19 protein-coding genes are annotated in these 22,178 nt (G+C 68.3%); 15 read left to right on the top strand and 4 right to left on the bottom strand.

The annotated features are described in order from the left end of the window. Together Q0894_RS12075 and Q0894_RS12070 are read right to left on the bottom strand one after the other, a co-directional pair. The gene (locus Q0894_RS12075) at positions 1-453 is read right to left on the bottom strand and encodes a universal stress protein (protein ID WP_132044171.1); all 453 of its coding nucleotides are present in this window, start codon (positions 451-453) and stop codon (positions 1-3) included. Between the two features lie 128 nt (positions 454-581). Continuing rightward, complete coding sequence (locus Q0894_RS12070) at positions 582-833, bottom strand: hypothetical protein (protein ID WP_132044169.1); 252 nt, start codon at positions 831-833, stop codon at positions 582-584. A gap of 174 nt (positions 834-1,007) precedes the next feature. Here Q0894_RS12070 and Q0894_RS12065 point away from each other — a divergent pair, with 174 nt between their 5' ends. After that, positions 1,008-1,820, top strand: a complete 813-nt coding sequence (locus Q0894_RS12065) for a TlpA disulfide reductase family protein (RefSeq protein WP_299235662.1) — start codon at positions 1,008-1,010, stop codon at positions 1,818-1,820. A 2-nt stretch (positions 1,821-1,822) separates the two neighbouring features. Here the strand turns inward: Q0894_RS12065 and Q0894_RS12060 are convergent, their stop codons facing one another. Continuing rightward, positions 1,823-3,271: a sigma 54-interacting transcriptional regulator gene (locus Q0894_RS12060; RefSeq protein ID WP_299235659.1), complete on the bottom strand. Its 1,449-nt coding sequence runs from the start codon at positions 3,269-3,271 to the stop codon at positions 1,823-1,825. A 230-nt stretch (positions 3,272-3,501) separates the two neighbouring features. Here Q0894_RS12060 and speB point away from each other — a divergent pair, with 230 nt between their 5' ends. The 5 genes from speB to rapA all read left to right on the top strand — a co-directional run bounded on the left by speB (position 3,502) and on the right by rapA (position 12,323). Continuing rightward, complete coding sequence (speB, locus tag Q0894_RS12055) at positions 3,502-4,452, top strand: agmatinase (protein WP_299235656.1); 951 nt, start codon at positions 3,502-3,504, stop codon at positions 4,450-4,452. A 92-nt stretch (positions 4,453-4,544) separates the two neighbouring features. Further along, positions 4,545-5,930: a YjiH family protein gene (locus Q0894_RS12050; RefSeq protein ID WP_299235653.1), complete on the top strand. Its 1,386-nt coding sequence runs from the start codon at positions 4,545-4,547 to the stop codon at positions 5,928-5,930. 51 nt (positions 5,931-5,981) lie between these two features. Beyond that, the gene (locus Q0894_RS12045) at positions 5,982-7,622 is read left to right on the top strand and encodes a 5-guanidino-2-oxopentanoate decarboxylase (protein ID WP_299235650.1); all 1,641 of its coding nucleotides are present in this window, start codon (positions 5,982-5,984) and stop codon (positions 7,620-7,622) included. 46 nt (positions 7,623-7,668) lie between these two features. Further along, a complete protein-coding gene (locus tag Q0894_RS12040) occupies positions 7,669-9,117 on the top strand; it encodes an aldehyde dehydrogenase family protein (RefSeq protein ID WP_299235647.1) in 1,449 nt (482 codons plus the stop codon). A 257-nt stretch (positions 9,118-9,374) separates the two neighbouring features. Further along, positions 9,375-12,323, top strand: a complete 2,949-nt coding sequence (gene rapA, locus Q0894_RS12035) for an RNA polymerase-associated protein RapA (RefSeq protein ID WP_299235644.1) — start codon at positions 9,375-9,377, stop codon at positions 12,321-12,323. Between the two features lie 133 nt (positions 12,324-12,456). Here rapA and Q0894_RS12030 read toward each other — a convergent pair whose 3' ends face one another. Beyond that, positions 12,457-13,362, bottom strand: coding sequence for a TIGR01777 family oxidoreductase (locus tag Q0894_RS12030; protein ID WP_299235641.1), 906 nt, complete (start codon positions 13,360-13,362; stop codon positions 12,457-12,459). 85 nt (positions 13,363-13,447) lie between these two features. Between Q0894_RS12030 and Q0894_RS12025 the strand changes: the two genes are divergently transcribed. Genes Q0894_RS12025 through Q0894_RS11985 form a run of 9 tightly spaced genes read left to right on the top strand, consistent with a single transcriptional unit; the run spans position 13,448 to position 22,102 of the window. After that, entirely contained in the window at positions 13,448-14,488 is a 1,041-nt protein-coding gene (locus tag Q0894_RS12025; RefSeq protein ID WP_299235638.1) for an FAD-dependent oxidoreductase, read from the top strand. Beyond that, a complete protein-coding gene (locus Q0894_RS12020) occupies positions 14,485-15,405 on the top strand; it encodes a MerR family transcriptional regulator (RefSeq protein WP_299235635.1) in 921 nt (306 codons plus the stop codon). Before Q0894_RS12025 ends, Q0894_RS12020 begins: the two co-directional genes overlap by 4 nt. A 10-nt stretch (positions 15,406-15,415) precedes the next feature. Further along, positions 15,416-16,831 carry a deoxyribodipyrimidine photo-lyase gene (phrB, locus tag Q0894_RS12015; protein WP_299235632.1) on the top strand — a complete coding sequence of 472 codons (1,416 nt, stop codon included), beginning with the start codon at positions 15,416-15,418 and terminating at the stop codon, positions 16,829-16,831. Positions 16,832-16,846: 15 nt separating this feature from the next. Next, positions 16,847-17,287 carry a nuclear transport factor 2 family protein gene (locus Q0894_RS12010; RefSeq protein ID WP_299235629.1) on the top strand — a complete coding sequence of 147 codons (441 nt, stop codon included), beginning with the start codon at positions 16,847-16,849 and terminating at the stop codon, positions 17,285-17,287. 40 nt (positions 17,288-17,327) lie between these two features. Beyond that, complete coding sequence (locus Q0894_RS12005; protein ID WP_299235626.1) at positions 17,328-18,113, top strand: SDR family NAD(P)-dependent oxidoreductase; 786 nt, start codon at positions 17,328-17,330, stop codon at positions 18,111-18,113. Further along, a complete protein-coding gene (locus tag Q0894_RS12000; RefSeq protein WP_299235623.1) occupies positions 18,110-19,477 on the top strand; it encodes an FAD-dependent oxidoreductase in 1,368 nt (455 codons plus the stop codon). Before Q0894_RS12005 ends, Q0894_RS12000 begins: the two co-directional genes overlap by 4 nt. Then, a complete protein-coding gene (locus Q0894_RS11995; RefSeq protein WP_299235620.1) occupies positions 19,474-20,250 on the top strand; it encodes a DUF1365 domain-containing protein in 777 nt (258 codons plus the stop codon). Before Q0894_RS12000 ends, Q0894_RS11995 begins: the two co-directional genes overlap by 4 nt. Positions 20,251-20,262: 12 nt before the next feature. Beyond that, the gene (locus Q0894_RS11990) at positions 20,263-21,543 is read left to right on the top strand and encodes a cyclopropane-fatty-acyl-phospholipid synthase family protein (RefSeq protein ID WP_299235617.1); all 1,281 of its coding nucleotides are present in this window, start codon (positions 20,263-20,265) and stop codon (positions 21,541-21,543) included. Positions 21,544-21,571: 28 nt separating this feature from the next. Then, on the top strand, positions 21,572-22,102 hold the full coding sequence (locus Q0894_RS11985) for a DUF2878 domain-containing protein (RefSeq protein WP_299235816.1): 531 nt from the start codon (positions 21,572-21,574) through the stop codon (positions 22,100-22,102). Positions 22,103-22,178 lie beyond the last annotated feature (76 nt).

Raw genomic sequence — 22,178 nt, 5'->3', positions numbered from 1 at the left:
TCAGGTCACGGTGATCACCCCGCAGCCGGCGATATGGCTGACCTTATGGGAGACACTGCCGAATATCATGCCGCGCACATTGCCGAGCCCACGGCTGCCCATCACGATGACGTCGGCGCCAATCGTTTCCGCCCGCTCCTTGATCTGCTCGGCGGGACGCCCCTGAGACACGCTCTCCTTCACGTCCAGGCCGTCGAGATCGACCAGGGAGCGCGCCTGATCGATCACCTTGCGAGCCTTGTCCCTCATCGCCTGCGCCATCTGCTCACGCTCCTCCTCGGAGAAGGGGTCGGCGGAGCCGCCGACAAACAGCCCGACGTTGTCCGGCGGATACTCCGCCACGGTCATCAGATGCAGCGTCGATGCCCCGGCACGAGCCAGGGAGGCGGCGACCCTCAGCGCCTTGATGGCGTGTTCGGAACCGTCGAGGGGAACCAGAATCTTGGCGTACATGGCGTCACTCCTGCAGCAGCCGAGAGGTAAGGGGCGCGGCACGGCCCGCTTCTCTCAGCATAGCCCTTCGGTAGGGCTTCGCTTCGCTCCAAGCCCCCTCCCCGGTCTTCGCCGGCATGACGGTGGCATCAGTCGTCGTCCTCGTCAGTCTCGCCCCCCGCCGCCTGTCGCCGGGAGTGCGCCTTGCGGGCCCGATTGCGCCGATAGAGTCGCACCAGGGCGATCCATAGCGCGGCCACCACCATGGCCGCCAGGGTCCAGCCCTGCCAGGGGCGGGCGGCGTCGCCCATGACGGTTTCCAGGGTGATGATCAGGATAAAACCCAGCGCCTGACTGGCGATGGCCAGGGCACGCAGGGTGTCGAAGGCAGGCTTGGCCATGGCGGCTCCCGGTGGCGGATGCTTCGGCTAGGATCGGACCCCGCGGATGACAGCCCCGCCAACCGGCAGTAGGCTTGGCAGGATCCAGGATCGGCTGCACCACATTGTACCCCCTGGCCTTTCGTTCGCCGACCCTGCCCTCAAGGAGCCACACCCCTAAGGAGTCGCCACCCCATGGATGCCATCGCCCTGGGTCCCGTCCTGCTCTCGCTGCCGCGCCTCTACGCCTTCGTGGCTGCCCTGCTACTACTGGGTGCCAGCGCCTGGCTGCTCGGCCTGCCCCGGCGCGCCCACTCCCGCTGGTTCAATGGCCTGCTGCTGGCCTGGCTGCTCGGCGCGAGGATCGGCCATGTGGCGCTCCACCCTGATGCCTATGCCGCCGCCCCGCTGGATGCCCTCAAGCTGTGGCAGCCCGGCTATCACGGGCTCTGGGGCCTGATGGCCGGCCTGATCTGGAGCGGCTGGATGCTGCGCGACCACCTGGGCCGTCTGGTTGGCGCCATGGCGCTACTGGTCGTGGTCTCGGCACTCTGGCTGGCCACCGTCACCCTGGCGCCCTTCGGCGGTGGCATGGCTCTGAAGACCCTGCCCGACCTCGCTCTGGAAAACCTCGAGGGCGAGACCGTCAATCTGCGTGAGCTCGAGGGCGAGCGCGTCGTGCTGAATCTATGGGCCACCTGGTGCCCGCCCTGCCTGCGCGAGATGCCGCTGCTGGCCGAGGCGAGCGCTCGGGACGATGTTACCGTGGTGGTGGCCAACCAGGGCGAGTCGCTGCTGCAGGTGGTGCGCTACCTCGACGACCAGGCACTCGACTTTCGCTACCCGCTGCTCGACCCGCACCAGGAGCTGATGGTACTCAGCGAGTCTCCCGGCCTGCCCACCACCCTGCTGTTCAACGCCCGGGGCCACGCCGTGGAGCAGCATGTCGGCGAGCTGACCCGCGCCCAACTGGATCGCTGGCTGGGGCAGGAGAGCTCCGAGCCTTAGCCCTAGGCCTCGGCCCTGGCGATCCTCAGGCCATGCTTGCGGAGCTTGCGCACCACGCTCGGCTGACTGATGCCCAGGCGCCTGGCGATGGCATAGGTCGAGTCCAGCTCGCCACACAGCTCCGCCAGGATGTCGTGCTCGGTGCGGGCCAGGGCCGACGCCAACGACTCGTCCTCTCCCAACGCCGGGGCAGGCTCGGCCGCCACCGGCTGGGGGCTCGGTTCGGCCAGCTCCACATCGCTCGGTTCCGTCATCGAGCGCGGGAGCTCACCCAGCTCCTGATGGCGAATGACATCGCCCTCCGCCGATAGCCAGGCGCGCTCCAGGACATTCTCCAGCTCGCGCACATTGCCGGGCCACTCCCGGCCCATCAGCGACTGCCACACGCTGTGCGCCAGCATCTTGTCGCGCCCGTAGCGGCGATTGAGACGCCCGAGCTGACGCTCGACAAGCCCGGGAATATCCTCGCGACGCTCGCGCAGGGGCGGCAGGGTGACCGGAATCACATTCAGGCGGTAGTACAGATCGAGCCGAAACAGCCCCTCCTCCACCCGTGCCGAGAGGTTCTGGTTGGTGGCCACCACCAGGCGAAAGTCCACGCGCCTCGGCGCGCTGTCGCCGAGCCGAGTGATGAAGCCATCCTGGATGGTCTTGAGCAGCTTGGTCTGCACCGCCAGGGGCAGCTCGCCGATCTCATCGAGAAACAGGGTGCCGCCCTCAGCCTGTTCGATCAGCCCCACCCGCCCACCGGGGGCGGCGCCGGAGAAGGCGCCGGGGCGATAACCGAACATCTCCGACTCGAACAGGCTCTCGGGAATGGCGGCACAGTTGACGTCGATGAAGGGTCCCTCGCAACGCGAGCTCCAGCGATGAAGCTGGCGAGCGAAGGCGGTCTTGCCCACCCCGGACTCCCCCAGCATCAGCACGGTGGCATCGGTAGGGGCGACTCGGCGCAGCAGCAGGGCCACCTCACACATCAGCTGACTCTTTACCTCGAGGTCGTCCAGTTCCGCCTCAAGTGCTTCGGCGTCGGTCTCCAGCGCATGCCCCCGCCGGAGGTGTTCACTGAAGCGGCGCTGCAGCAGCGCATACTCCTGCTGCAGCAGCTGCAGGTCGGTCATGTCCATGGAGCGGCTCACCACCGCCACCAGGCGCTCGTCTTCGAACACGGGGTGCGCCTGGGCAATGACCCGCCGCCCGGTACCGGTTCGCTGCTCCAGCTGCACCGGTCTGCCCGTCCGCATGACCTCCAGGCTCACCGAAGGCGTCAGCACACCATCGGCCTCCAGCCGCTGGACGCTGGTGGCACAGAGGGCTTCACGGGACATGCCATAGACCGCCGCCGCCCCGGGACTGACATCCTGGATACGGCCATCGGGCGCGACGATAAAGAAGTGATCGTGGGCGGTGTCGATGATGGTCTTGAGGATCAGGGCGTCATGCTCGGACATCGGTGATTCACTCCTGGATCACGATCCATTATTGTATCACGCCACTCCGGCCCACCGATCCAGAATTGAATCACCCACCCCTGCCACACGCCCCGAGGCCATAGCATCCCGCCTCATTTTTTAATCTTTGGTCTAACGAAATCGACATTGGCACACATCCTGCTCCTTCAGGGGTATCGCACCGGCCTTACCTCGGCCAGGCATATCAATCAGCTTCACAGGAGCCCTGCATGAGCGACTTCAACCAGCCCCTCGGCGGCAACGACATGCCGCGTTTCGGCGGCCCCGCCACCATGATGCGCCTGCCCACCCAGGAGAGTGCTGCCGGCCTCGATGCCGCCTTTATCGGCATCCCGATGGATATCGGCACCTCCAACCGGCCCGGAACCCGCCTGGGGCCGCGACAGATTCGCGATGAGTCTCGCATGCTGCGGCCCTACAACATGGCCACTCGTGCGGCCCCCTTCGACAGCCTGCAGGTGGCGGATATCGGCGACGTGCCGATCAACACCTTCAATCTGCCGAAGAACCTGGACATCATCAACCAGTTCTACGACGACGTCCTGGCTCATGACTGTGTTCCGCTGACCCTGGGCGGCGACCACACCCTGACCTGGCCGATCCTGCGCGCCATCGCCAGGAAGCATGGCCCGGTCGGCCTGATCCATATCGATGCCCACGCCGACGTCAACGAGCACATGTTCGGTGAGGAGGTCGCCCACGGCTGCCCCTTCCGTCGCGCCCAGGAGGAGGGCCTGCTGGATGCCAACCGCGTGGTGCAGATCGGTCTGCGCGGCACCGGCTATGCCGCCGAGGACTTCGACTGGTGTCGTCAGCAGGGCTTCCGTGTCGTCCAGGCCGAACAGTGCTGGCACAAGTCGCTGGAGCCGCTGATGGCCGAGGTGCGCGAGCAGATGGGCGACGGCCCGGTGTATATCTCCTTCGACATCGATGGCCTCGACCCTTCCGTGGCACCCGGTACCGGCACCGTGGAGATGGGCGGCCTGACCTCCGCCCAGGGCCTGGAGATCGTGCGTGGCGCCCAGGGACTCAACATCGTCGGCGGCGACCTGGTCGAGGTGGCGCCGCCCTACGACCCGAGCGGCAATACCGCCCTGATGGGCGCCACGCTGCTTTACGAGATGCTGTGTGTCCTGCCCGGCGTCAAACGTCGCGACTGATTCACCCCGGAGCCAGGGAGCGGCCCCGACAACCGCCTGATGGCGCCCCGCAGCGGGCGCCCACCATTACAACAGCAATGAGTAATCGCCCCATGTCCTCCCATCTGCATTCCGCCGACAAGATCACGACCGAAGGGGGCAAGCTGAGCACCCACGGTCTGATCAAGTTCCTCGTCCCCTCGTTGATCGGCATCCTGCTGTTCCTGGTGCCCTTCTCGGTGGGTGACACCATCAACATCGGCATGGGCCTGGCCGCCGACTGGCTCAAGGCCACTCTCGGCGACGCCCTGCCCGCCATCGCCACCGTGGTGCTCTGCCTCTCCATCCTGCTGACCCTGGTGGTCAAGCTGACACGGCCCGGCTGGGCCCGCCAGGGCGCGATGAAGGAGCTCTTCGACATCTCGCCGCTATGGGTGGTGATGCGCGCCCTCGGCGCTGCGTTCGCGCTGATGACCTACTTCCAGGTCGGCCCGCAGATGATTACCGCCTCTTTCACCGGTGGGGTGATGCTCAACGATCTGGCGCCGGTCCTGCTGACCTTCTTCTTCTTCGCCGCCATTCTGCTGCCCTTCCTGGTCGATTTCGGCTTCATGGAGTTTATCGGCTCCATGGTGCGCACCCCGTTCCGCAAGATCTTCGGCCTGCCCGGGCGCAGCGCCATCGACGCGACCGCCTCCTGGATGGGCTCGGGCACCGTGGGTGTGCTGATCACCACTCAGCAGTACGAACAGGGCTACTATAACGCCCGCGAGGCCTCGGCCGTTGCCACCAACTTCTCCATCGTCTCCATCGCCTTCGCTCTGCTGGTGACCAGCTTCATCGGCATCAACCATCTGTTCGTTCCCTTCTACCTGACCGTGGTGGTGGCCGGCCTGGTGGCTGCCGTGATCGTGCCTCGTCTGCCGCCCCTGTCACGCAAGTCCAACGACTACTATGAGCCGGTCGGCTGCCAGATCCAGGAGGAGAACACCGGCGACCAGAGCCTGCTGCGCTACAGCCTGGGCATCGCCGTGGCTCGCGCCGAGAAGGCTCCGGGTCCGCTGAAACTGGTCCGCCTGGCCCTGTTCAACGTCGCCGACATCTTCTTCGGCCTGCTGCCGCTGGTCATCGCCATCGGTACCGTGGCGCTGGTGCTGGCCGAGTTCACGCCGCTGTTTACCTGGCTCTCCATGCCGATGGTGCCGGTACTCGAGTGGATGGGCCTGCCCGAAGCCGAGGCCGCCGCACCGGCCACCCTGGTGGGCTTCGCCGACATGTTCCTGCCGGCGGTGCTGGCCAGCGACATCGAGAGCGAGCTCACCCGCTTCGTTATCGCCTGCCTGTCGCTGACCCAGCTGATCTACATGTCCGAGATCGGCGCCCTGCTGCTGAAGTCCCGCATTCCCCTCAAGCTGTGGGAACTGGTGGTGATCTTCCTGCTGCGTACCGCCATCACGCTGCCCATCATCGTGATCATGGCCCACTGGCTGGTGGGGTAAAGGGAGCCCCCTACCCCCGAGCCCACCATGCCCCTGAGGAGAGAGATATCCATGACCTGCGCTGAACTGCTGATCCGCCTGCTGCGCGACGCCTACGACGTGGACACCGTGTTCGGAATTCCGGGTGTCCATACCATCGAGCTCTACCGCGGCCTAGAAGGCGGCGGCGAGCATGAACACCAGGGCAGCGGCATTCGCCACGTGACGCCACGCCATGAGCAGGGCGCCGGCTTCATGGCGGACGGCTACGCTCGCGCCACGGGCAAGCCCGGTGTCTGCTTCATCATTACCGGCCCCGGGATGACCAATATCGCCACCGCCATGGGCCAGGCCCTGGCGGACTCGATCCCCATGCTGGTGATCTCCAGCGTCAATCGCCGTGACACCCTGGGTCGTGGCCAGGGGCGCCTGCACGAGCTACCGGGGCAGCGCGAGCTGATGGCCGGGGTCTCTCGCTTCAGCCACACCCTGCTCGACCCGGAGGGTCTCGGTGAAGTCCTGGCCCGTGCCTTCGCGGTGTTCGACGGAGCCCGCCCGGGGCCCGTGCATATCGAGATCCCCATCGATCTGTTCGATGCCCCGGTCAGCGCCCCACGCCACCTTCGCCGCAGCGTGCTGAGCAAGGCCGCCCCGGACCCGCACGCCCTCGAGCAGGCTCGGAGCTGGCTCGGCGAGGCCGAACGCCCCCTGGTGCTGCTGGGGGGTGGCTGCGTCGGCGCTCCCCAGGCGGCCCGCCGTCTGGTCGAGCTGCTCGATGCCCCCACCGTCACCACCATCAACGCCAAGGGGCTGCTCGGCCGTGACCATCCGCTGGACCTGGGCGCCAACGCCTCGCTGCCGGCGGTGCGCCAGCTGGCTCGTGAGGCCGATGTGGTGCTGGCCATCGGCACCGAGATTGGCGAGACAGACTACGATGTGGTGTTCGACGATGGCTTCGAGCTGGGCGGCCGGCTGATCCGTATCGACCTTGACCCCGAACAGCTGGCGCGCAACCAGCACGCCGACCTGGCGCTGGTGGCCGACGCCGCCTCGAGCATCGAGGCGCTGGCGGCGAGCTTCGAGCAGGCACTGGCCGGCCGCCCCCTGGCACGGGATGGAAGGAATCGTACCCGCGCCGCCCTCGAGTCCCTGGCACTGGCCGAGGACCCGGCCTTCCGCGCTTATGTTCCGCTGTTCGACACGCTGCGTGAGTGCCTGCCTGAAGCGATCCTGGTGGGTGACTCCTGCGCCACCACCTACGCGGCCAACCACCTGGTGAGCCAGGACGCCCCGCGGCGTTTCTTCAACGCCTCCACCGGCTACGGCACGCTGGGCTACGGGCTGCCCGCCGCCATGGGGGCGAGCCTCGGCCAGCCCGAACTGCCGGTGGTCGCCCTGGTCGGCGACGGCGGTGTGATGTTCACCCTCACCGAGCTGGCTTGTGCGGTGGAGGAGGGCCTGCCGATCATCGTGCTGCTGTGGCACAACCAGGGCTATGAGGAGATCCGCCGCTTCATGGACAATGCCGGAGTCACTCGCCTCGGGGTCGATATCCAGGCACCGGACTTCCAGACCCTGGCCGCCGGCTTCGGCTGCGCGGCGAGCCGGGTCGGCAATCCCGCGGGCCTGGCACGCGCCATCGCGCACCGTCCCCAGGATGGCCCGATGCTGATCGAGATCGACGCCGCGGCCTGGTCCGAGGCCGTTGCCTGACCGCCTCACCCTCCAGCATGGTGCCGAGACAACCGGGAGCCTTTGCATGCAACAACTGATTCAGCAGTTCATCGACAACCGATGGGTCGAGAGCCGGGGCCAGCGCCGCCTGTCGGTGATGGACCCCTATCACCAGACCCAGATCGCCGAGCTTACCGCCGGCGACAGCGCCGATGTGGAGGCCGCCGTGCAGGCCGCACGTGCGGCCCTGCCCGGCTGGCAGGCGCTGGGTGGCGTCCGCCGCGGGGCCTACCTCGCGGCCTTCGCCGACGCCCTGGAGGCCCGTCGGGAACGCCTTGTGCGGTGCTCGTCGACCAACAACGGCAAGGCGCTGGCCGAGGCCGCCATCGATCTGGACGATGCCATCGCCTGCTACCGCTACTACGCCGGCCAGGCGAAGGCACTCGAGCAGCGACAGGGACGCCGGATCGAGCACGGCATGGCGGGCATCGAGGCGCGGGTCTTCGAGGACCCCGCCGGGGTGGTCGGCCTGATCACTCCCTGGAACTTCCCGCTGGTCACCAGCGCCTGGAAGATCGCCCCGGCACTGGCCGCCGGCTGTACAGTGGTCTTCAAGCCCTCCGAGGTCACCCCGCTACCGGAGGTCGTGCTCGCCGAGATCGCCCTGGAGGTCGGCCTGCCCGCCGGAGTGCTGAACCTGCTCAATGGTGACGGCGACGGCATCGGTGCGCCGCTGTCCGCCCATCCGGGTGTGGACAAGCTGTCGTTCACCGGCAGCAACGTGGTGGGCGAGAAGGTCATGCAGGCCGCCGCCAACGGCGTGCGCGGCGTATCGCTGGAGCTCGGTGGCAAGTCACCGATCCTGGTGCTCGATGACGCCGAGGTGGAGAGCGCCGCCGACTGGGTGATGGCCGGCATCTACTTCAACTCCGGGCAGATCTGCTCGGCCACCTCCCGGCTGCTCGTCCACGAGTCACTGGCGGAGCCGCTCTACCAGGCGCTGGCCGAGCGCATCGATGCGCTGACCCTGGGGGATCCTCTGGTCGAGGGCACCGACATGGGGCCGATGACCAGTGCCCGCCAGCGAGAGGCGGTGGAGCGCTACCTCGAGGTCGCCGGGGCCGAAGGGCTGGTGGCGGTCCGCGACGGCCGCCATCGCGACCTGCCCGACCAGGGTGAGTTCGTCGCCCCGACGCTCTATCGCGACGTGCCGACCAGAAGCCGCCTGTGGCGGGAAGAGGTCTTCGGGCCGGTGCTGTGTGCCCGCAGCGTGGCCAGCGAGGCCGAGGCGATCGAGCTGGCCAACGACTCGCCCTTCGGGCTCGCCGCCACGGTCATCTCGGGAGACAACGAGCGTGCCCGCCGAGTGGGACGCGCCCTGCGCGCCGGCAGCATCTGGTTCAACAGCGAGCAGCTGGTGATGCCCGAGGCCAGCTGGGGCGGCTTCGGGATCAGCGGCATCGGTCGAGAGCTGGGCCCCTGGGGGCTGGCCGGCTATCTGGAGGTCAAGCACCTGATCGGCCCCCAGGACTGAGGCCCTCGCCGACACCCTCACCGATACCCTCGCCGATACCAGCGACGCCCCGGCCCAGCGGTCGGGGCGTTCGCGTCGAGGGCCAGCGTGCCCTCTCGTCAAGGCGCCGGCGTCGGGTCTGGCAGCGGCTCTGGCCTCAAGGGCAGCGTGCGAGGCTTAAGCCGCGTCGAGCTTTGCTGTAAGATACCGCGCCTTTGTCCAGGTCGCCCCTTCCCTGCGGCCGTGAGCGCACCCTGTTACAGCATCCTCGAGGCATCATGAGCGACTTCACCCCCGGTCAGCGTTGGATCAGCGACGGCGAGGCCGAACTCGGCCTAGGCACCATCCTCAACTGTGACCCGCGCAGCGTGACCGTGCTGTTCGGCGCCAGCCAGGAAACCCGCACCTACAGCAGCCGCCAGGCCCCGCTGACGCGCGTGGCCTTCGGCAGCGGCGACCGCATCCGCGCCGCCGAAGGCTGGACGCTGACCGTCGATGACACCAAGGAGGTCGGCGGCCTGATCGTCTATATCGGCGAGGACGAACAGGGTGAACTCACCGAGCTTTCCGAGGCGCGCCTGGCCGACAGCATGCAGTTCGATCAGGCCCGCGACCGCCTGCTCACCGGCCAGGTCAACCGCAACGACTGGTTCGACCTGCGCTTTCGTACCCTGCACCACTACCACCGTGTGGAGCAGAACCCGGCACTGGGCCTCTCCGGTCCTCGCATCGACCTGATCCCCCACCAGCTCTACATCGCCGACGAGGTGTCCCGCCGTCACGCCCCGCGGGTGCTGCTGGCCGACGAGGTGGGCCTGGGCAAGACCATCGAGGCGGGTCTGATCCTGCACCGCCTGCTGCTCACCGGGCGCGCCGAGCGCGCCCTGATCCTGGTCCCGGACAGCCTGACCCATCAGTGGCTGGTGGAGCTGCTGCGCCGCTTCGCCCTCGAGGTGACCCTGCTCGACGAGCAGCAGAGCCAGGCCCATGGCGACACCAACCCGTTCGAGGCCGGCCAGCTGATCCTGGCCAGCCAGGACTGGCTGTTCGCCAATCCTCACCGTCAGGCTCAGGCTCAGGCCTGCACCTGGGACCTGCTGATCGTCGACGAGGCCCATCACCTCGACTGGAGCGCGGAGCAGGTCGGCACCGGCTACGCCTGCGTGGAACAGCTGGCCGCCGAGAGCGAGGGCCTGCTGCTGCTGACCGCCACCCCGGAGCAGATGGGCATCGAGAGCCACTTCGCCCGCCTGCGCCTGCTCGACCCGGGTCGCTATCACAGCCTGGCGGCCTTCCGCGAGGAGGAGACCCACTATGTGGCGGTGGCCGAGGCGATCGACGCCCTGGAGCGCCTGCCCGGCGGCGACGAGGAGCGCGAGCGGGTCGCCGCGGTGATCGACGAACCCGACAGCCTGGCACTGCTTGCCACCCTGGCCAATCCCGAGGCCGACGCCACCCAGCGCGATGCCGCTCGCGACCAGCTCCGCGACCAGCTGCTCGACCGTCACGGCACCGGTCGGGTGATGTTTCGCAACAGCCGGCGCCACGTGGGGGGCTTCCCCGAGCGCCGTCTGCATGTGACGGAGCTTGCGCCCCCGGCCGCCTATCGGCGCGTGCTGCGCAAGCTGGGCCGCGACGAGGAGTACCTCGACGACCTGTTGATCGAGACCGGCCTCGACCACCCCGAGGTGCTGATCTACCTGGACGCCATGTACCGCGCCCTCTCCGACGATCCGCTCAACGGCGAGCCCTGGTGGCAGATCGACCCGCGGGTCAACTGGCTGCTGGAGCGCCTGGCCGATGACGGCGAAGGCGGGCTGGCCGGTGACAAGGTGCTGGTGATTGCCCACGAGCGGGAGACCGCCGAGGGCCTGGCCGAGGCCCTGCGCGTGCTGGGTGGCTACCATGCCCCGGTGTTCCACGAGGGGCTCTCGCTGGTGGAGCGCGACCGCGCCGCCGCCGCCTTCGCCGACGAGGAGGAGGGCTGCCAGGTGCTGGTGTGCTCCGAGATCGGCTCCGAGGGGCGTAACTTCCAGTTCTGCCGCCATCTGGTGATGTTCGACCTGCCGCTGCACCCCGACCAGCTGGAGCAGCGCATCGGCCGCCTGGACCGTATCGGCCAGCGCCACGCCATCGAGATTCACGTGCCGGTCTTCGAGGCCAGTCCCGGCGAGAAGCTGCTGCGCTGGTACCGCGACGGCATGGACGCGTTCAGCGCGCCCCACGGCATCGGCAGCGAGATCTTCGATGCCTTCGGCGACCCCCTGGCCGATGCCCTGCTCGACGATGAGTCCCTCGAGGAGGTCATCGAGGAGACCCGGGCGCTGTTCGATAGCCGCCTGGCCGAGCGCGATGCCGGCCGCAACCGCCTGCTGGAGCTCAACGCCTGCCGGCACGAGCGTGCCGAGGCGGTGGCCGTGGCGATCGGCGAGCTGGATGAGGACCGCGCCCTGCGCCGCTACCTGGACCTTGCCCTGGACATCTTCGGCGTCGACAGCCAGGACCTGGGCGGTGATATCCAGCACCTGGTGGCCGGCCCGCAGATGCTCGACGGCCTGCCGGGGCTGGCCAAGGGCGAGGAGGGCTTCTCCGCCACCCTCTCACGCTCGCGGGCGCTGGCCCGTGACGATGTTCAGCGACTCTCCTGGGAGCATCCGGTGGTGCGCGAGATGATGGGGCGCATCCTCGACGGCAGCATGGGCAATACCGCGCTGGCGCTGCTCCGGTATCCGTCACTGCCACCCGGGCGGGTGATGGTGGAGCTGATCTATCGCACCCACTGCCCGGCCCCCAGGAAGCTGCATCTCAACCGCTTCCTGCCGCCCACCGCGGTGCGCGTGCTGCTGGATGAGTCCGGGGCCAACCTGACCGACAAGATCTCCTTCACCGGGCTCTCGAAGAACCTGCAGAAGGTCAAGAAGGCGATGGCTCGGGATCTGATCCGCAGCCGTCTGGAGGTGCTGCGCGAGCTGCTCGACCGAGGCGAGGGGGAAGCGGCTCGCGAGCTGCCCTCCATCGTCGAGGCCGCCCAGGGTCGCATGCGCGAGGAGCTTGACGGAGAGCTGGCGCGGCTGACCGCCCTGGCGCGGCGTAACCCGGCGGTTCGCGAGGAGGAGCTGGCCGCGCTACGCGACGAGCGCGCCGCCCTGGACGAGGCCATCGAGGGGGCGCGGCTGCGCCTGGACGCGGTGCGGGTCATCGTAACGGTGGGCGAAGAAGGACGGTGAGTCCGGGCTGATCCGGGGACAGACCTACGAGGAGGCGTTATAAACCCCTCCCTGGGCACTACCTCGGCCGTCCCTGGTCCTCGGACCTCTCTTCGGCCTGCCCCCGGAGCCCCTCGATTTTATGGTTTGACTATCAGGCCAGGATATCTGCCAGTGCCTCCTCCAGCGTCTCGAACCGGAACTCGAAGCCGGCCTCGAGGAGCCGCATCGGGCGCATATCGGCGCCGGTCAACAGCAGTCGCGCCATCTCGCCGAAGGCGGTTTCCAGCACGATGGCGGGCACCGGGAAGATCGCCGGGCGCTTCAGCTGGCTGGCCAGGGCACGGGTGAACTCGGCGTTGGTGACCGGGTGCGGGGCGCTGCCGTTGAAGGCTCCCTCCAGCTCGTCGCGCTCGAGCAGGAAGAGAATGGCGCGCACCAGATCCTCGCGATGGATCCACGGCATGTACTGCCTGCCGCTGCCGAAGCGCCCGCCCAGTCCCAACTTGAAGGGGGGCAGCATCTTCGCCAGGCTGCCACCTCCCTGGTCCAGCACCAGGCCGGTACGCAGCAGGGCGACCCGCACACCAAACGCCTCGGCCTCGAGGGCGGCCTCCTCCCAGCGACGACAGAGACGGTGAGCGAACTCATCATGGGGTGGGGTCTCCTCCGTCACCTCACGGTCGCCCTGATCGCCGTAATAGCCCATCGCCGAACCGGACACCATGACGCGAGGCACCCGGGTGCCGGTCTGCTGCAGCTGCTCGCAGAGCCCCACCAGTTCACGGGTGGCGTTGAGACGCGAATCGATCAGCTTCTCCTTCTGGTCGTGACTCCAGCGCTTGGCGGCGATCGGCTCGCCCGCCAGGTTGACCAGGGCATCGGGCGGAGCATCGACGAAGTCCAGCGCCGAGCGTCGCACATCCACCGCCTCGTGCAGCCGCGAGTGCGCCGCGGCGGGATCTCGCGAGACCACCTGCACCCGATGCCCCGCCTCGACCAGCCGCTGACACAGGCGCTGGCCCACGAAACCGCTTCCTCCGGTAATCAGCACGCGCATCCGGACCTCCTGGTAAACCGTGGTGAGTTATACAGCTGTTGTACACTTCTGCTAGTCTAGCGGAAAACCATCCTGCGAGGGTGTCATGACTCAGCCCCGGAACCATACCGCCATCATCGGCGCCGGCATCGCCGGCCTGGCCTGCGCCAGGTCGCTCGTTGCCGCCGGCCGGCCGGTGACCCTGTTCGAGAAGGGTCGCGGCCCCGGCGGGCGACTGTCGAGCCGCCGCCTTCCCCAGGCGACTCTGGACCTGGGCGCCCAGTTTCTCAGCGTGCGCGACGCCACCTTCGCCGCGGCCGTGCAGGAGTGGCAGGCAGCGGGCTGCCTGGCCGAATGGCCCACCTCGCTATGGTTCGCCGCCGAGGACGGCTGGCAGCGCCATCGAGACGACCTGCTTCGACTGTGCGGCACTCCGCGCATGAGCGCGTTGACTCGCCATCTGGCAGCGGGGCTCGAGCTTCACGCCAGGACCCGCATCGAGCGCCTCGAACACGATTCCCGAGAGTGGTGGCTGGTGGACGCCCAAGACGGGCGCCACGGCCCCTTCACCCAGGTGGTGATCGCCACCCCCTCAGCCCAGGCCAGGGCACTGGTGGCGCCCCACGACTCGGCCCTGGCCGCGGCCTGTGCGGCGGTGATCCAGCGCCCCTGCTGGGCCGCCTGGGTGCTGTTCGATGCCCCACTTCCTGCGCTGCCCGGCGTCGACGATGACTGGCAGGCGGTGCGCCTGCATGCGCCGGCGCTGCGCTTCGCGGTACGCAACCATCTCAAGCCCGGACGCGGCGACCAGGGCGAGAGCCTGACCCTGCTTGCCAACCTCGAATGGAGCAAGGTACGCCTCGAGGATGGCCCCGAAACCATCGCCGAGGCACTGCTCGACGCCTTCCAGCGCAGCCTGCCCGGAGATATTGCCCTGCCCGAGCCCAGTGTCATGGGCGCCCACCGCTGGCGCTACGCACAGCCCGATGTCTTCGCCTCGGGCGAGGCGGTCAACGTCGACTACCGCCTCGCCCGCAACGGCCTGGCGCTGTGCGGCGACGGCTGGCGCGGACCGCGCATCGAGGACGCCTGGCTCTCCGGACACCATCTCGGCGATGCCCTGACAGGAGGATCACCCACAACATGAACGAGCCGACCCAGCACGGCGGCGACACTCCGCTCTATCCGATTCGCGAGGTGTCGCGCCTCACCGGCGTCAACTCCGTGACCCTGCGGGCCTGGGAGCGTCGCTATGCGCTGATCAAGCCGCGCCGCACGCCCAAGGGGCATCGTCTATATGCCCGCGAGGACATCGAACGGGTCGAGCAGATCCTGCGCTGGCTCAACCGTGGCGTACCGGTGAGCCAGGTGCGCGAGCTGCTCGACCGCCCCACCAGCGATGAGCCCGAGGCACCGCCCCCCGCCCCGGGCGACTGGCCCGCCCAGCGCCGCCGCCTGTTCGAGGCCGTGGAGGCGATGGACCTCTCGCGCCTGGAGAGCCTCTACAACCAGTCACTGGCACTCTACCCGGTGGCCACCTGTGTCGCCGAGCTGTGGGCGCCGACGCTGCACGAACTGGAGGAGCGCTGGGGTGACGAGCGCCTGGGCAATACCCTTCAGCGCCGTACCCTGGAGTCCTTCCTGCGCTCGCGCATCGGCATGCGGCTCTACCACACCAACGCCCAGGTCTCGGGCCCAACCCTGCTGGCCATGCCACTGCCCGACGATCCCGGCACCCTGTGGCTGCTGCTCGCCGCCCTGCTGGCCGGTGACCGAGGCCTGGGTGTCATGCTGCTTGATACCGCTCCGCCCGTGGGCGAGCTGCCCCTGGCGGTGGAGCGCCTGAGCGCCAGCGGTGTGCTGATGGCCGGCAGCCATGCCGGACGCACCGACCTGATCCGCCGCCAGCTGCCACGCCTGGCAGAACAGCTCGAGGTCCCGCTGGGGCTTTGCGGGCCGGTGGCACGCATCCGCCAGTCCGAACTCGACGACAGCGGCGTGGCGGCACTGGGTGACGACCTCATCGAGGCCATCACACGCCTGCAGGCGCTGCTGCCCACCTGATGGAGCCGATATGTCCCCGACCCTGATGTGGTTTCGCAGCGACCTGCGCGTCCATGACAACCGTGCCCTGGCCGCCGCCGCAAACCGCGGCCCGGTGATCGCCGTCTACCTGCGCGCCCTGCCCCACTGGCAGCGCCACGGCCATGGCGCCAACCAGCTCGACTTCCGCGCCCGCGGCGTGGCGGCCCTCGAGACGGCGCTGCGAGGCCTGGGCATCCCGCTGCTGCATCGCGATATCGACGACTTCGGAGAGGCCCCGGAAACGCTGCTGACCATCGCCCGCGAGACCGGCGCCGGCAGAGTGCACTTCAATCGCGAGTACCCGGTGGACGAGCTCGCCAGGGACGCCGCGGTGATCGAGGCCTTCCAGGCGGCAGGTCTCGAGGCACGAGGCCATCACGATGCCGTGGCCTTCGCCCCGGGAGAGCTGCTCACCGGCAAGGGCGACTACTACGGGGTCTTCACCCCCTTCGCACGGGCCTGGCACCGTCAGCTGAGCGCGGAGCACCTGGCGCTGGCAGCCCCCCCGCCCCCCCAGGCATCCCTCGGTATCGAGAGCGACCCGCTGCCCGCCCTTCCGGTACTGGCGGACACCCCCATCGATGGCCGCCAGTGGCCCGCCGGTGAGGAGGCCGCCGCAGACCGCCTGGAGCGTTTCCTGCGCTTCCGTGCTCGCCACTACGCCAACCAGCGCGACTTCCCGGCGATTCGCGGCACCAGCGAACTCTCTCCCTACCTGGCACTGGGCATGATCTCCTGGCGCCAGTGTGTGCAGGCGGTGCTCGCCGAGAATGACGGCAGCCTGGCCGAAGGCGATGCGGGTCTGACCGCCTGGGTCAATGAGCTGGTGTGGCGCGAGTTCTATCGTCATGTGGCGGTGGGCTTTCCCCGCGTATGTCGGCATCGTGCCTTCCAGCGCCATACCGAGGGGCTCGCCTGGCGCGATGACGACGCAGGCTTCCGCGCCTGGTGCGAGGGCCGCACCGGCTACCCCATCGTCGACGCCGCCATGCGCCAGCTGGTCGCTACCGGCTGGATGCACAACCGCCTGCGCATGGTCACCGCCATGTTCCTGAGCAAGCACCTGTTGATCGACTGGCGCCGAGGCGAGGCCTTCTTCCTGCGCCACCTGGTGGATGGCGAGTTCTGCGCCAACAACGGCGGCTGGCAGTGGGCCGCCTCCACCGGCACCGATGCGGCTCCCTACTTCCGCATCTTCAACCCCACCACCCAGTCCACGCGCTTCGACCCCGATGGCACCTTCCTGTCCGAGTGGCTGCCGGAGCTGGCCGAACTGCCCGTCAAGGCCCGTCATGCGCCTCCCCGGGATCTGCTCGGCGGCAGCGACTATCCCCCCCCCATCGTCGACCACAAGGCGGCGCGTCTGCGCGCGCTGGAGGCCTTCAAGGCACTCAAGGCCGACTGAACCAAGGAGCGCCCGATGTCAGCCGACCCTCAGCTGGAGGCCTTCTGTGCCTTCTTTAAAAATCTAGACAAGAGCTGTACAAGAAAGGTGAGCGAGTTCTATACTCAAGACGTAATCTTTCACGACCCGCTTCACCATATCGAGGGTATAGAGGCACTCGAGCGCTACTTCTCGGCCTTGTACAGAAATGTCACCCAATGCCGATTTCGTTTTCACAGTCGGCAGCGCGTGGACCGCGAGGCCTTTGTCACCTGGACCATGCACCTGGTGCACCCCCGTCTGGAGAGCGGACGCGAGATCACGGTGGAAGGATGCTCTCACCTCGCCTTCGCGGAAGATGACAGCGGACGGATCGCCCGCCATCGCGACTACTTCGATGCCGGTGAACTGCTCTATGAACGGCTCCCTCTGCTAGGGGGTGCCATCCGACTGATAAAGCGCCAGCTCGACGCCTGAGAACAACGGCCCCGGGCATGGCAACCACCCCGGAGGCCCCATGTCCGACTCCCAGCGCATCTGGCTCACCGGCGCCAGCTCGGGTATCGGCCGCGCCCTGGCCGAACGCCTGCTGGCCCGCGGCGACCGCGTGGCACTCAGCGGCCGCAACACGGCAGCCCTCGATGAGCTGGCCGCCGGCCGCGCCAACGCCCTGGTACTGCCGCTGGATGTGACCGACCGCGGGGCGGTACGCGACGCCAGTCGGCAACTGGCGGCCGCCCTGGGGGGCCTCGACCTGGTGATCCTCAATGCCGGCACCTGCGAATATCTCGATGCTCGCCACTTCGACGTCGATCTGGTGGAACGAGTCTTCGCCGCCAACTTCCACGGCGCCCTCCACTGCATCGATGCCGCCCTGCCACTGCTGCGCCGCGCCCGCATCGAGGGCGGGAACCCGCTGCTCGCCGCCACCTCGAGTGCCGCGGCCTACCTGCCCCTGCCTCGGGCCGAGGCCTATGGCGCCTCCAAGGCGGCGCTGAGTCACTTCCTGGAGTCGCTGCGTCTGGACCTGGCCGACGAAAGGATCGACGTCAGCCTTATCCACCCGGGTTTCGTGCGCACGCCACTCACCGACCGCAATGATTTCCCTATGCCCATGCGAATGGAGGTCGACCAGGCCGCCGAGGCGATCCTCGACGGCCTCGCCCGCCGCCGCCTGGACATCCACTTCCCTCGACGCTTCACCCTGCCGCTCAAGCTGATGGGGATCCTGCCCGCCACGCTGCGCTATCGGCTGGGGCGACGCATGACGCGGTCCGAGACCGCCACGGAGAACACCCGATGAATGCTCGCCCCCCTCTCACCACAACCAGGCAGACCAACACCGTGAACAGCAGGCGCATCGCCGTGATCGGCAGCGGCATCGCCGGCATGGCCGCCGCCTGGTACCTGACGGGCCGCCACGAGGTGACTCTCTTCGAGTCCGATGCACGCCTGGGCGGCCACACCGCCACCGTGGATGTGGAGCTCGAGGGCCGCCACTACGCCATCGACACCGGTTTCATCGTCTTCAACGACTGGACCTATCCGCACTTTCAGCGCCTGATGCAGCGCCTCGGTGTGCTCTCCCAGCCCACCGAGATGAGCTTCTCGGTGCATGAGACCGCCCGCGACTTCGAGTACAACGGCCACACCCTGGCCAGCCTGTTCGCCCAGCGGCGTAACCTGATGCGCCCCAGTTTCTACCGCCTGCTGCGCGAGATTCTGCGCTTCAACCGCGAGGCGATACGCGCCATGGATGACGGCGCACTCGATCCCGCCATGACCCTGGGCACATGGCTCGAGGCGCGCGGCTTCGACAGCGCCTTCCAGAGGCGCTACCTGCTGCCCATGGGAGCGGCGATCTGGTCGGCAAGCCTGAGCGACCTGCGCGACTTTCCGCTGCAGTTCTTCGTGCGCTTCTTCCGCCACCACGGTCTGCTCTCGGTCAACGACAGGCCCCAGTGGTACACCCTGGTCGGCGGTTCGCGCAGCTATATTCCGCTGCTCACCGCGCCCTACGCCGGCCGCATCCGCCTGTCGACACCGGTGCGCGGCATCCGCCGACAGGCCGACGGCGTGGCGGTGCGCAGCGCCCTCGGCATCGAGCACTTCGACGAGGTGGTGATGGCCTGCCATGCCGACCAGGCCCTGGCGCTGCTGGAGGACCCCACCCCCGCCGAGCGCGAGCTCCTGGGCGCCCTGACCTACCAGGACAACGAGGTGGTGCTGCATACCGACACCCGCCTGCTGCCCCGCCGCCGCCGCGCCTGGGCGAGCTGGAACTATCGACTGGATGGTCGAGACGAGACGGCGCGCGTCTCGGTGACCTATGACATGAATATCCTGCAGCGCCTGGCGGCACCGCATACCTTCTGCGTCACCCTCAACGACAGTGAGGCGATCGCGCCGGAGAAGGTGCTGGGCCGATTCACCTATGCCCATCCACAGTTCACCCTGGAGGGCGAAGCGGCCAAGGCCCGCCATGACGAGATCTCCGGCACCGCCTTCCACACCCACTACTGTGGCGCCTACTGGCGCAACGGCTTCCACGAGGATGGCGTCTGGAGCGCCCTGCGCGTGGCCCACGCCCTGGGCGGTGACGAGGCGGGGCCCGAGGGGATCACCAACCTGCTCGCTCCCGTGGTCGAGGGGGCCATGAGCGCATGATCGCCACGCCCCGCTCACGCATCTACCGCGGCGAGCTGCGTCATCGGCGCTTCCTGCCGCGTAAGCACGCCTTCACCTACGGGACATGGATGGCCTGGCTCGATCTCGGTGAGTTGCCCGAGCTTTTCGACGATGTGCCCGGCTTCAGCGCCCGGCGCCCCGCGCTGGCTCGCTTCCGCCGCGAAGATCATCTCAAGGGCGGGCCGGTATCCGAGGATCTCCCGCTCGAGCAGGCGGTGCGCGAGGAGCTCTCGCGCCAGCTGGGCGACGCTCCCGACGGCCGCATCTGCCTGCTCACCCAGCTGCGCACCCTGGGCCTGGGCTTCAACCCCATCTCGCTCTACTACGCCTTCGATACCCGTGGCGGGCTACGCGCCGTGCTGGGCGAGGTGAGCAACACCCCCTGGGGCGAGCGCACCCGCTATGCCTGCGCCGTGGACCCGAGCCGGCATGCCCATACGGCCGAGTTCACCAAGGCGATGCACGTCTCGCCCTTCAACCCCATGGACATGATCTATCGCTGGCGCTTCAACACCCCCGGCGAGCGGCTGCTGATGCATATGGAGAACTGGCGCGAAGGGGAACGCCACTTCGACGCCACCCTGACCCTGGAGGGTCGCCCGGCGACCCGTGGCGTGCTGCTCACCACCCTGGCACGCCAGCCGTGGATGGGGGCCAAGACCCTGGCCGGCATCCACCTCGAGGCGCTACGCCTGTGGGCCAAGCGAGTACCGATCCATGACCACCCCGGCACCGACGCCGATCGTTCGTAAGGAGAGACCGACGTGAACACGCTGCGCTCCGCCAACACCACTCGTCCCCTGACGGACGACGCCGACCGTCTGACACGCTGGCTACGCCCGCGCCTGCTGGCCCAGCTGGACCGCCTGGAGGGCGGCCAGATCACATTGATCGAGGGGCATCGCCGCCACTGTCTGGGCCAGGGGGGGCCACTCGTGGCCAACCTGGTGGTGCGCGACAGCCGGGCCTGGAGGCGCCTGGCGCTGGGTGGCACCGTGGGGGCCGCGGAGGCCTACATGGATGGCGACTGGGATACCGATGATCTGGTCGCACTGGTACGGCTGTGCGCCGCCAACCTGGAGCGGGTCAACGGCGAGATCGAGAACGGCCCCGCGCGCCTGGGACGCTGGCTGCTGACCGCCCTCTACCGCCTGCAGCGCAACAGCCTGTCGGGTTCACGACGCAACATCTCGGCCCACTACGACATCGGCAACGAGCTGTTTGCCACCTTCCTCGACCGCGAACACCGCATGTATTCCAGCGCCGTCTTCCCCCACGTCGAGGCGAGCCTGGAGGAGGCCTCCACCCACAAGCTGGACCTCATGCTGGAGCGGCTGGATGTGCGCCCCGACCACCATCTGCTGGAGATCGGCACCGGCTGGGGCGGGCTCGCCATCCACGCGGCCAGGACCCGCGGGTGTCGGGTCACCACCACCACCATCTCCGAGGAGCAGTACGCCCATACCGCGCGCCGCATCGAGGAGGAGGGGCTCGGAGAGCGTATCACCCTGCTCATGCAGGACTACCGCGAGCTCGAGGGCCGCTACGACCGGCTGATCTCAGTGGAGATGATCGAAGCGGTGGGCCACCAGTATCTGGAGACCTACCTGGCCACCCTGGATCGGCTGCTCACCGACGACGGCCTGACGATGCTGCAGGCGATCACCATACGCGACCAGCGCTTCGAGGCCGCCAAGCGCGAGATGGATTTCATCAAGCGTCATATCTTCCCCGGGGGCTTCCTGCCCTCCCACCACGCCATCCTGCAGGGGGTGACGCGAAGCACCTCACTCAATGTGCTGTCCCTGAGCGAGATAGGCCCGCACTACGCGCGCACCCTGCGTGAATGGCGCCAGCGCTTCGAGGCCAACCTGGAGACCGTACGCAACCTGGGCTATGACGAACGATTCATCCGTATGTGGCGTTATTACCTGAGCTACTGCGAGGGCGGCTTTCTCGAGCGCACCATCGGCGCCTGCCACCTGCTGCTGGCCAAGCCCGGCGCCCGCCCGACGCCGCTCACCGACACCCGGGCCGATGCCTGATCCGATGCCCGAACCGAAGTCCGAACCGATGCCTGAGCCACCCTCGGGTCGACGACTCTCGCCCCCGCGCCTGCTGGCCAACCTGCTGACCTTCGAGGCGGGCTGGCTGGCCTGCGTGCTGGGCGGCAGCCTGGTGGGCGGGGCCGTGGCGGCGGCGCTGCTCGCCGCACATCTGCGTTGGCAGGCCCGGCCCGGGGAGTGGCGCTGGCTGCTCGGCTTTATCCTGCTCGGCCTGGCCGTCGACGGTGGCCTGACCCGGGTCGGCGGCTTCGACTTTGGCGACTCGCGCCTGGCCCTGGGGCTGCTACCGGCCTGGCTGTGGCTCTTGTGGCCACTGTTCGCCACCCTGCTGCATCACTCCCTGGCCTGGCTGTGGTCGCGACCTCGGCTCGCCGTCCTGGGCGGGGCCGTCGGTGGTCCGCTCTCCTACTACGCCGGCGCCAAGCTTGCCGAAGTCTCCCTCGCTCCCTGGCTGCTGCCTGCCCAGGCTGTTATCTGGGCCGGCCTCTGCCTGTGGCTATGCCGGCGACTGGGCGGCCACCCCAGCCCCGGGCAGTGAACTCCTGAACGCTCGGACCACGTGCATTCACCTTTCACGGGCAGTAGACTACGCCTCTAATAACATTCGACTCTCG

The sequence above is a fragment of the uncultured Halomonas sp. genome (assembly GCF_947501415.1).
Classification (GTDB): Bacteria; Pseudomonadota; Gammaproteobacteria; order Pseudomonadales; family Halomonadaceae; genus Halomonas.
The sequence above is the reverse complement of the archived record's forward strand: the minus strand, read 5'-3'. Positions and strand labels throughout refer to the sequence as shown.